Here is a 12,092-nt window from a genome sequence, read left to right as displayed (position 1 = left end):
TAAAAGTTTGGCAACTGTTTGATTTTGTGTCAGCATCTGCAATTAACAGAGGAATTCAAATGTTTTATCACAATAAGAAACTCCAGTATTTTAAGCCGCCAGAAAAACCAGATGCGGTTTATGCAATGAAAATTCAAGAACTCATCGGCGGTACTTTTGGTGAAATGACCGTGATGATGCAGTATCTGTTTCAGGGCTGGAACTGTCGAGGCCCTGCCAAGTACCGGGATATGCTGCTAGATGTTGGGACTGAGGAAATCGGTCACATTGAGATGTTGGCAACGATGATTGCCCATCTTCTAGATAAAGCGCCGCTCAAAATGCAAGAAGAAAGTGTCAAAGATGCGGTTGTGGGTGCTGTCATGGGCGGTAGTAACCCACGGGATGTAATTATGGCGGCGGCGATGAACCCCCAACACGCCATTGTCTCTGGTTTAGGTGCAACACCATCTGATAGCGTCGGCTATCCTTGGAATGGTCGTTTTATTGTCTCCAGTGGCAACTTGTTGGCAGATTTCCGGTCTAATCTCCACGCTGAAAGTCAGGGACGTTTGCAAGCAGTGCGACTGTATGAAATGACGGACGATCGAGGAGTGAAAGATACCTTGAGCTTTATGATCGCTCGTGATACGATGCATCAAAACTTGTGGCTAGCAACCATTGAAGATTTAGAAAGTTCTGGATTAGAAACCACTCCGGTTCCCAGTTCCTTCCCGTTGGAATTGGAGAAACGCGAGTTTTCTTATCAGTTCTGGAATCACTCAGAAGGCACAGAAAGCGCCGAAGGTCGTTGGGCAAAAGGCCCCTCAATGGATGGCAAAGGCGAATTCGAGTATGTGGAAAATCCCCAACCACTAGGCCCAGAACCGCAACCTCCTGTGCCCGATCCACGACTGCATGGTACCTCGAAAATGCCACTGGCACAAGGCGACCTTTAAAGCCCACCCCCTTTGATTGACCGTATAACAAATATCGGTGGCTAATCATATTTCCAGCAATACCATTCTACAAAACACCTGATACAGATATATAGCTTTGGTAGCACAGCTAGCTGTGTTACCTGCATCCAAAGGAGAACGCTGTATTGCAATATGATTCAGTTAGCGTGAGTTCGACAAGCCCTTTTTTGACCTCTCCCCCAACCCCTCTTGGACACCCAGAGGGGAGCCAAAACCCTAATTTCTCGTTGCTCCTCCCTTTCCCCGTGGGAGAGGGAGGTTGGGAGGGAGAGGTTTATCGAACTCACGTTCAGTTAAGGATAATTGGTCTTTCAAGACGCGATAAATCGCGTCTCTACATCATCAGGGTTTTGGGTTTATCTGAACTGTATTGCGCTATATCGTCTCTCCTACACTTTCTCCTTGGCTGCTGGCACAATGCCAAACTTATTTAAACCTGCATCGATTTCCCTAAGTGTTTTAAAATCTTCTTCTGGTAAAGGATAGCTGCTACTGCCGATCAAATCTCCACTGACAGTAGGCTGCTTTTCTAAAAAAGAGAAAGCTTGGCGAAACTGATGCGGTTTAGCTTTAATTGGTGAATCAAAGTGGCAGGGAATTATCCACTCGAAGTCCCAACTTATAACTTTATTAGCCCAGTCAATGGTTTCTTGTGGTGCGCGATTGAGAATCAACGTTTGTAAAATTGGTGCGACAAATAAACGCCCATCACCTCGCAGGGCATCAAACGATCGCTGCCAATCTGACTGCCATTTAAAGGGATACAATCCAAAATAAGCTTTTCTTGAGCGTTCTGGAGCTTTCAAGGCATCTTGCAATACCTGACTCCATTGGCGTATATCTAATGTGCTTGGTTGAAAGTACAAAGCAAACAGACAGATGCGCTGCCAACCCTTACGGCGATTTGCCTGACTATCTGCAACAATATCAGAAGCATAATCCTTGGCATGAAATAATAAAGGATATGAATCTAATAGAACGATCGCAGGTGGATCTTCTGGAATCGAAAGTACAGAATCGGTGACTAAAAGAGTATGCGATCGCTTGTGGAAAAAAGCAACTTCCGCAAACCTACCAGGGCCAAGACCGATGGGGCCCAGCATTGCATAATCAAACTCGTCAGCAAAGGGGGTTTTGCTACTATCTTCTGGAAGTACTTGAGTTCGTTTTGGGGGTAAGCCAAGCCAACTAAGGGGAAGATTTAGCGGGAAACTCCACTGATGGGGAGCCACAAACACCTGTGAAGTCGGAAAGTATCTAGCGAAGGGGCCAACAAAAACTTTGTGTTCTATACCAGAGATAGTTGGCAGAATGATGTACTTAATGTCGCCATATTTCACCACCAACTCATTCACAAGTCTGATGCACTCTAGCGTTGGTGCAACAGGCGCGTAGACCAGAAGTCCCCCGGTTTCCAACTTCACAACAGTCATCCGAATCGGGACAACAACGTAGAAAATGCCTTGAATCTGGTCAAAATTCCAGATTGTGTCCTTAAGTACTTCTTGACGAATTGTCTGCCGCCTACCGTAGGGGTAGAGTGGCACAACAGGCCATAATCCCCAGGAAAAATCCTTTGGATAAATCTGTTGTGTATTGACTATGCGTTCATCAGCCACTCTGCAACCCCCTCCAAATTCCCAATACTCAAATTGTTTTTATTTGCTCTCCACGAAGTTGGAGTTTAGCAAATTGTTGAGATAATAATACCAATTTGTAATTCGTACTACCCGCCAAAGGTAAGAAGCAAGCTACGTAAGTAGTAATTCGTAATTAAGAGGAGTTAGATTTCATCTGGATTTTCAGCTTTGAATCTGTAGGTCTTTTTGCAAATGGTATAACCTAGCTCAATACTTGTTGGGTTTTGGGGAAAAGGGTAAAGGGGAAAGAAAAAACCTTTACCCTTTTCCCTTTAACCTTTCCCCCTGCTCCCCTACTGGCTATTTGTATCAACCTGAAAGTGAAATAGTATTACCAAAGGGAGATGCCAAGGCACTGAGATTCTTTTTATGCGTCCTCATAAAGGATTGGTATCAGTCCTAAAAACAATTAATTGGAGAATAACGTGAAAATAGCGATTATTGCTAAAACATTAATTACATCTATAAGTTTGTTAACTTTGTTTGCCCCAAGTCAAGCATCGGCTCAACTGATACCGCAACCTTGGGTTTCAGTCGGTGGAAAAGATGGTGATATAACTTATGCTGTCGGAGCTAGAGCTTTGAATTTCGGCGTTGAAGTGGGAACTGGCGCTGATGGTGCTACGGGAGTAGATGTTTTAAAATTTATCAATTTGCCTGTAATTTCACCTTATGTAGGAATTGGACTTTATTCAGAGGATAAAGGTGTTGCCGTTTCAGGTGGCGTTCAGGTAGGTGCTACTAATAACGTTTTTGTTGGTGCTGGTTACAATTCTGTTCGTGGCTTTAACGGGCAACTGGGGATAAGATTTTAACTAATTCGTAATTCGTAATTCGTAATTCGTAATGACGTTCGCACAGTATCTCCGAGAGAGCGTCATTATCAATTGCGAATTCATTATGCAGGGGGAGTAATTGAAGTTGAGATTAGTTCTCTAACATTTTCTGCGGAATCTTGTTGTAATGCTGATGCCACGATCGCTTCACTCTCAACTATACTCAACCGAGCGATCGCCTGCTTCACTCTAGGTATACTTTGAGGATTTACGCTCAATTCATCCAGCCCTAAACCTAATAAAATTGGTGTTGCTAAAGTATCTGCTGCCAATTCTCCACATAATCCTACCGAAATCCCCGCCGCATGAGCAGCTTGGACAGTTTGCTGCACCATTCGCAATACAGCTGGATGTAGTGCATCAACCAAATTTGCCACGTTGGGATTAGTGCGATCGCTAGCCATGACGTACTGACTCAGATCGTTAGTCCCGATACTAAAGAAGTCTACTTCCGCAGCTAACCGATCGGCGATCGCTACTGCTGATGGAACCTCCACCATAATTCCGACTTTCATTGCTGCATCAAATGCGATACCAGCTTGATTTAGTTCAGCCTGCACTTCGCCCAAAATTACCTTAGCTGCACGTACTTCAGTTACAGTCGCAATCATCGGCAACATGATTTTAATTTGGTGTCCGACACTAGCTCTTAAAATTGCCCGTAACTGAGTTTTGAAGAGTTCTGGACGATCTAAACAGAAACGAATTCCCCGCCAACCTAAAAAAGGGTTAGCTTCTGGCAACCCTATTTTAATATAGGGAAGTGGCTTATCACCACCGACATCTAAAGTACGAATAATTAGCGGCCGATTATCTAAAACTTGAGCGATCGCCTGATACACTGCTAATTGTTCTTCTTCAGTCGGGGCGCTGGTTCGGTCTAAATACAGAAACTCAGTGCGGAGTAGTCCCACACCTTCTGCACCGCTAGCCACAGCAACTTGCACATCATTTATACTACCAATATTGGCGAAGACGCTAACTTGCCGACCATCACGAGTAATCGCTGGCTGATGTGCCGTAGCTCGTGCTTCCTGTTGGGCAGTTTGCCAAGCTGATTGCTTTGCTGCCAGTAAATCCAAGATGTCTGATTCTGGTTCTACCCAAGCTCTGCCACTTTCACCATCAAGTGCCATTATTGTACCATCAGCCAAGTGCAACACCTGGGCATCCACTCCCAAAACTGCCGGAATACCCAACGTCCGGGCGATAATGGCACTGTGGGAAGTTGCACTACCAGAAGTTGTACAAATACCCAACACCTTTGTCGGATCTAGTCCCGCCGTATCTGAGGGAGTTAAATCAGTCGTCACCAAAATCGCTGGTGACTCAAGATGCAAGTTAGCCGCAGCATTCCCAGCGAGTAATCGCAGTACTCTTCGCCCGACATCTACAACATCGTCAACTCGCTCTTGCAGGTAAGAATCCTCAAGTGCGCGGTAGGAAGTCGCTACTTCATCGACTACACCTTGCCAAGCGGCTTCAGCATTTATATGGTTGTCTAAAATACGCTGATGAGCCGCTGACAACAGTACTGGATCTTCTAAAAATAGTAATTGGGCATCAAAGATGGCGGCTTCAGCATCACCAATTTGCAGAGATGCTTGTGAGAAAACTGCTTGAATTTCTTGTCGGGCAGTGTTAATCGCTGCCTGTAATCGTTGCCACTCTGTATCAGAATCGTCTACGTGGTATTCCGTAATTGCGATCTGAGTGGGTTGATAACGAACAACAGGTGCGATCGCTACTCCTGGAGAAGCTGCAATCCCTGAAAGTTCGCCGGAAGTTGTTGGTGTAACTTCATGGTGTGCTGGTGGAGAATTCAAGGCAACATTATCTTCACCAAAGTTATTGGCGAATAATCCCTGTAATGCAGCCAGCGCCTCATCTGCATCAGAACCAGTGGCAGTAATCAGCAGTTCGTGTCCTTGACGCACCCCTAAAGTTGTGACTTGGTTAATACTGTCACCCCTGACTAGCTCAGTATTTCTCGTTAAATTCCTTACCAGAATTTGAGATTGAAACCGGGCTGCGGTTGCCACAAACTGGGCGGCGGGGCGGGCGTGTAATCCTAAGCGATTGCTCACAATCAGCCGAATTTCTCGCGTTGGCGATTCTATATTGGTTGTTATTGCGCTGACAACAGACAATGGCTTACTAACTACACCCAATTGAGTTGCTTTGGCGAGGAGTGCACCGCGTGCTTCCACCATAACTTGGTGAATATCTCTACCAGCTGCCGCCGCCACTACAGCAGCGATCGCGCCTTCTACTAGAGGTGCTTCACACAAATATACTTTCTGCTGCTGTGCTTCTGGCAAAAACTCGATTGCCATTTCCGCACTCAGCAAAGCACTACCCAAATCCATTAACACCAAGACACCATCATCAGAAAAAACAGAAGCGATCGCCTCATAAACCTGAATCGGATCTGTACCCAATGGATTTTCAGAATCTTCAATACCTGCTGCAACAGCAATGGGAACTTGGCCTTGAACCATCTGCGCGGCGAGTTCCCGCACACCCAAAGCTAGTTGTTTACTGTGAGAAACGATAACAATTGCGATCGCGGCCACACCGTCAACCTTGTTGAGAGGTTTGCGTTTAGCTAGTTATCCATTTCATTTTCCCATTCCGCTACAATTGCAACTGCCCGAAAATATTCCGGTCTTTCCAGCTAGAAATACGAATAAAATAGCCTTCTTTTACGGAAATACGTGGTTTCCACTCATAAACTCCATCGCTAGCAGTACGGGAAGAAATGTTTTGGATAAGTTTGTTCCCATCGTACAACTTAATCGAGACATCGCCATCAAAATTATCCCGCCACAATATTAAAAAAGGTTGATCCTTCTTTGGAAGTACTTTACCAACTGGTTGAGCGATCGAGATTTTTGGCGCAATCTGATTTTTGCTTTTCTTACGGAATCCCAGATAATGAGGTAGATGTCGGAAAGTAGGATTTTCTTGCAGATTAGACAGTTGGGGAACAATAATGTTTCCCTTCTGGGAATTGAACAAATAAGTTGATTTACCGCCATCAACGGTAATAATATCGCCTTTGACTCCTAATTTACGTAATAAATCGGCTGCCTCATCCAGAGTTGCTTGGTTCACCGTCATAATCAACAAAAGCTCGTCACCTTTAACACCATCTTTGCTCAAAGTACCGATAACTTGATACTTATTCGCTTGGTTTTGGGCTAATACTTTCGCCGGATGATCGCTATATCGGTAAGTAACAATCGCATTCTTGACTGTTTTTTGGTTAAGAGGCGCACCGCTAGCTTGGTTGTAATCGGTAATGTACGCCTGTTTATCATCCCAGACTAAGGTTTTGAGGCGAATATTACGATAATATTTATCTTTTGGTTCCTTGATTGGGCCATAAGGGCTAGTGCCACCAGTGATGACTACACCATTAAGTTTAATCGGAAAGGATAATTGAGTACTAGATTGGTATTGTTCAAAAAAAGAACAATTAATCGTCGAAAAAACGTTGTTTGCGTAAAGTTTTTTATATTCGTCTGCAACATCAGAAAATAATTTATTTTGGAAAAAAGGGCTGTAATATTCACCTTCTCCTTGATAATATTTTCCTTCATTTAGACCCATATTATCTACTTCTCCGATAATTTGGTCTATGTGCATTTTACGAAGATTAATAACTTGTAAATAGACTTGGTTACCATTCGTTAATTGCTTTTTATATAAAGCTGCTCCGTCTACAGCTTGGAGAGGCTGATAAGAAGATAAAGGGTTGAAAGTTTGGGCAATCCAAAAGCTACTCAGAATCGGCAGCAAAAAAAGCAGTAAATTGATTAGAGCATTCATCGTCTCGCGATCGCAATTCCACAAAAAGTTGTTGTTACTACTTTAAGGCTAATGAGTTTTGATGCCTGCGCCCTGCAATACAAAGGACGGGCTTTTCGGCCCATCCCACAAAACTAACAAAATCATCCCGCAAATATGCAACGGCGGCGATTAAAATTAAAAACGCAGACATAATCAAATTTAGCCAATAACATCTGCAAACCATCCAGACTCATATCGAAAGTTGAGAAATAAAACTCAACATCTACTCTTTGTTAACAGTAATTGCATTGAGCGCTATCGTTTGCAAGGTGCTTTTGTAAGCACCTCACAACCCTTGTCGCTTAACGATTAGAGAATCTGATTACGATTAAACAAGCACAAAATTCTTTTCGGCTAATGACAGTCCAGCAGATAGTTGGGCAAATTTTACTTGAGTAAACTCAGCCGCACTGCCGTCCTGGTCAAAGTATAGCCCACCTGTAGAATTATCATAAATAAATCGTTGATTGCTTGTTGTTGCAGATGTTCCGATGGTGAACTGAGCATCCGAGAGTGAACCTATTAATAACCCGCCACCAAAACCATTAGCATATACTTGAATCAGTTCATTAGTAGTGTTGAAGTCATAAATAGTGTCAACACCCTCATTGTAATTATAGAAACCAAAGGTATCAGTCCCATCCCCTCCAATTAGGCTGTCATTACCGTTTCCACCTTGGAGGATATTATTGCCATTGCTCCCAACAATATTGTCATCATAGCTCGTACCTGAGATATTTAATTGCTCAATATTGTTGTAGTTAACACGATACATGCCCACCGTAATTGTTCCAGTGTTAGTAGTAGCATTAAATGTCGAAGTGATTCCCCCAGAAGCAAAGTAGTAATTGGTGAACAACGAATCATTACCATTACCCCCATCTACTGTTTGAGTCACTAAATCAGACAGGTTACTATCTATGGAACTAGCGATTAGATTGAATGAATCATTGCCATCACCCCCAGACAGAAGGTTATCACCTGTTGAACTGCTAAAGCTCAACTTGTCGTCACCAGCGCCTCCTTCTAGCGTGTTATTACCAGACGGGCGAGAGTCGGAGTAGTCGTTGGAGTTATAGCTGTCATAGCCACCAGAGATATCAAGCTCATCATTGCCATCACCCCCAGAAAGCAGGTTATCGCCTTTTGAACCACCAGCGCTCAAGCGATCGTCACCAGCACCTCCGTTGAGAGTGTTATTGCCTAATGAGCGAGAGTCTGAAGAGTCTGTGGGATTATTCTCGTTGTAGCCGCCAAAAATGGTAAGAGAATCATTGCCATCGCCCCCAGAAAGCAGGTTATCACCTTTTAAACCACCAGCACTCAAGATGTCGTTACCTGCACCTCCGTTGAGAGTGTTATTGCCTAATGAGCGAGAGTCGGAGATGTAGCCGTAGTTATTCCTGTAGCTGCCAGAAATGTCAAGAGAATCATTGCCATCGCCCCCAGAGAGCAGGTTATCACCTTTTGAACCGCTAGCACTCAACATGTCGTTACCTGCACCTCCGTTGAGAGTGTTATTGCCTAATGAGCGAGAGTCGAATTTGTCGAATGTGCCACTGAATGTGTCGCTGAATATCCTGCCAGAGATATCAAGAGAATCATTACCATCGTCCCCAAAGAGCAGGTTATCGCCTGTTGAACTGATAGCACTCAAGGTATCGTCACCAGTACCTCCGTCAAGGGTGTTGTTTCCCGCACCACCTCTGAGTAGGTCATTACCACTCAACCCGTCGATGATGTCGTCACCCCCCTGACCATTGATGACATCATTAGAGTTGTCAAAACCCGTAATGTTGTTATCAAGGTCATTAAGGAAGGTAACAGTGTTTTTGTTGAACACAGTAGTTTGAGTAGAATCAGCATCAAACACATCAAAACTGTCGCTGATGCTGGTTTGTCCATTAAACAGGATATTGCCAATAGCTGGTCGTGAAGAAGTTGCTGGTAGATTATCCAGGTTTTCTAACTTAAAGTTTTGTAGAATAACTTTCCTGTCATTACCGAAACCTTCAAAGGTAATTTCTAAGTTGTTACCATTTTGAGTTAATTGCAGATTTTCAGCAGTAAAACCTATAAATTGCAAAGTGTCTAAGGAGGCAATTACGGTTGCTGAGGGATTTGAACCTTTACCTATGCCACCGAAATCGGTGATGATATCAATGTTAGTGCCGTCATAGGAGCTATCGCTCAAGCTATAAACAAATTTATCATTGCCCGTGCCACCAGTTAGGGTGTCCTTCCCACTCTCACCTGCCAAGATATCATTACCTGCACCGCCAATAATCGTATCTTTGCCATAGCTCCCAAAGAGCGTATCGTTACCATCGTTCCCCACAATAAAATCATCGAACTGTGTACCTGAGATATTTAATCGTTCGATGTTCTTGTAGTTAACTTGATTTGTGCCCGCCGTAATTACTCCCTTGTTTGTAGCAGCATTGAATGTCGTTGCGATCCCCTTTGTAATATTGACATTGGAGATGTAATCAACGGACAATACATCGTCACCCGCTCCCCCATCGATTGTATCTTTGCCACTAGTGCCTGTTGAAAGCGTATCGTTGCCACTATTGCCAACAATATTGTCGTCGAAAGCTGTACCTGAGATATTTAATTGTTCGATATTCTTGTAGTTAACCTGATTTGTGCCCGCCGTAATTACTCCCTTGTTTGTAGTGGCATTGAATGTTGTTGCGATCGCCCCTGTAGGATTGCTGTACCTGTAATCAACAGACAATAGATCCTCACCTGCTCCCCCATCGATTGTATCTTTGCCATCATATCCCCCAGAGAGCGTATCGTTCGCACTGCTTCCTACAATATTGTCGTCGTAAGCTGTACCTAAGATATTCAATCGTTCGATATTCTTGTAATTAACCCGATATGTGCCTGCCGTAATTTCTACATTGTTTGTAGTGGCATTGAATGTCGTTGAAATACCCGCTGTAGCGAAACTGTAATCAACGGATAAAAAATCGTCACCTGCTCCCCCATCTATCGTTTGAATTGCTAAATCAGAGAGAGGAGTATCTGAGGATTTGGTACTTAGATAGAAGGAATCATTGCTATCGCCCCCAGAGAACAAGTTATTGCCTGTTGAATAATTAGCAGTCAATGTATCGTCACCAGCACCACCATTAAGGGTGTTATTGCCTGAAGAAAGGTAATAAAATTCTCGACCGCTATAGTTGATAATATCGCCAGATATCGAGAGGGAATCATTACCATCACCCCCAGACAGTAAGTTATTGCCTGTTGAAATGCCAGCATTCAAGGTATCGTTACCAGCACCACCGTTGAGGGTGTTATTGCCTGATGCCTTAAAATTAGGGTCTCCTCTATAAGTTGTAATTCCAGAGGTGGAGAGAGAATCATTGCCATCGCCTCCAGCAAGTAAGTTATTCCCTGATGGAGACTGAGCATTCAAGGTATCGTCACCAGCACCTCCTTCTAGGGTGTTATTACCTGAAGAGGGGTAATAAATGTTAGGGCTGAAGCTGCTATAAGCATTAGAAGTGGAAAGAGAATCATTACCATCGCCCCCAAAAAGTAAGTTATTCCCAGATGTTGCCCCAGCATCCAAGGTATCATCACCAACGCCACCCTTGAGGGTGTTAGCGCCTGTTGAAAATTCAACATCTAAGCGATCGTTACCAGTACCACCAATGAGGGAGTCATTGCCCGCACCACCCACGAGGGAGTGATTACCTGTGGAAGAGTCATTACCCGTACCGCCTATGAGAATATCATTCCCCGCACTACCAATGAGGGAGTCATTTCCCGCCCCACCTCTGAGTGTGTCGTTGCCACTTAAGCCGTCAATGAGGTCATCCCCGCCCTGACCATTGATGACATCATTTGAGTTATCAAAGCCGTTAACATTATTCTTCAGGTCGTTAAGAAAAGTGACTGTATTCAAGTTGAAGATAGTGCTTTGGGTGGAGTTGGCATTGAACACATCAAAGCTATCTGTGGTGCTAGTTTGTGTATTAAATAAGATATTGCCCAAGTCTACAGTTGCCCCTGTAGATTTGCTCAAGTTTTCCAGGTTTTCCAGGGCAAAGTTTTGCAGGATAACTGAGTTATCAATAAACCTCAAATAAGCATCCCCTGCAAAGCTGATTTCCAAATTGTTGCCTTTTTGGGTCAACAACAAATTTTGGGCAGTGGTGTCATCGCCCTCGAATGCTAGGGTATCCACTTCGGCAATGACTGCTGCTGTCGGGTTTGTTCCTTTACCTACACCACCAAAATCGGTGACGATCGCAATATTGTTGTTGTTGTTATAGTAGTAGTAGAAGACGAATTTATCATTGCCGCCTCCACCAGTCAAGGTGTCGTTGCCACCGTTCGGATATATGGTATCGTTGCCTGCTTTAGCGTTAATCGTATCCGCCTCATCATAACTACCCTGTAGGGTCTCATTACCGTTGGTTCCAATGATATTTGCCATAACTTTTACCTTTCTAAATCGTTTTTTTCAGTAACTTCAGTTATCAATTTGTAGATTGTGCTGTTTAAGGGCGCAAAAATTCACCGAAATCTACATAATTTATACGTCACCCTTCAATAACAGTAAATTTCTGAAAAATTTCCCCAATTTCAAGGTTTTTACGTATACTTCTTTGACCTCAAACTATTTAAGTCTTAAGCACTGTACAAATTAATTAGCGTGTGAATTTGCAAGAGCTGGTCATTTCAGGTTTTTATCATCCTTTTTGAGTAAAAATTACTCTTTTAAGTACCAAAAAATTCAGCTTCAATACCTAAAATTCTTTCTTCATATTTATTTTTTGCCA

The 12,092-nt window shown here is 43.5% G+C and carries 6 protein-coding genes; 2 read left to right on the top strand and 4 right to left on the bottom strand.

Annotated elements, in window-relative coordinates:
* Positions 1–59: 59 nt before the first annotated feature.
* Positions 60–938: a manganese catalase family protein gene (locus tag RMX89_RS06200; RefSeq protein ID WP_322688300.1), complete on the top strand. Its 879-nt coding sequence runs from the start codon at positions 60–62 to the stop codon at positions 936–938.
* Positions 939–1,348: 410 nt separating this feature from the next.
* Here RMX89_RS06200 and RMX89_RS06195 read toward each other — a convergent pair whose 3' ends face one another.
* Positions 1,349–2,578, bottom strand: a complete 1,230-nt coding sequence (locus RMX89_RS06195) for a DUF4336 domain-containing protein (protein ID WP_322688299.1) — start codon at positions 2,576–2,578, stop codon at positions 1,349–1,351.
* 446 nt (positions 2,579–3,024) lie between these two features.
* On the opposite strand from RMX89_RS06195, the gene RMX89_RS06190 reads away from it, so the two are divergent.
* Entirely contained in the window at positions 3,025–3,414 is a 390-nt protein-coding gene (locus RMX89_RS06190; protein WP_322688298.1) for a hypothetical protein, read from the top strand.
* An 83-nt stretch (positions 3,415–3,497) separates the two neighbouring features.
* On the opposite strand, the gene ptsP is transcribed toward RMX89_RS06190, so the two are convergent.
* The 3 genes from ptsP to RMX89_RS06175 form a co-directional block, all read right to left on the bottom strand.
* Entirely contained in the window at positions 3,498–6,011 is a 2,514-nt protein-coding gene (gene ptsP, locus RMX89_RS06185) for a phosphoenolpyruvate--protein phosphotransferase (protein ID WP_322688297.1), read from the bottom strand.
* 61 nt (positions 6,012–6,072) lie between these two features.
* Positions 6,073–7,269 (bottom strand): hypothetical protein, encoded by a 1,197-nt coding sequence (locus RMX89_RS06180; RefSeq protein ID WP_322688296.1) that lies wholly within the window; start codon positions 7,267–7,269, stop codon positions 6,073–6,075.
* A 349-nt stretch (positions 7,270–7,618) separates the two neighbouring features.
* Complete coding sequence (locus RMX89_RS06175) at positions 7,619–11,746, bottom strand: calcium-binding protein (protein WP_322688295.1); 4,128 nt, start codon at positions 11,744–11,746, stop codon at positions 7,619–7,621.
* Positions 11,747–12,092 lie beyond the last annotated feature (346 nt).

The sequence above is a fragment of the Nostoc sp. DedSLP04 genome, from assembly GCF_034530775.1.
GTDB lineage: Bacteria > Cyanobacteriota > Cyanobacteriia > Cyanobacteriales > Nostocaceae > Nostoc.
The sequence above is the reverse complement of the archived record's forward strand: the minus strand, read 5'-3'. Positions and strand labels throughout refer to the sequence as shown.

Bases quoted from the DNA above. Each gene is read 5' to 3' on its own strand.
- RMX89_RS06180 (WP_322688296.1), bottom strand. From the start codon at position 7,269: ATGAATGCTCTAATCAATTTACTGCTTTTTTTGCTGCCGATTCTGAGT.
- RMX89_RS06175 (WP_322688295.1), bottom strand. From the start codon at position 11,746: ATGGCAAATATCATTGGAACCAACGGTAATGAGACCCTACAGGGTAGT.
- RMX89_RS06200 (WP_322688300.1), top strand. From the start codon at position 60: ATGTTTTATCACAATAAGAAACTCCAGTATTTTAAGCCGCCAGAAAAA.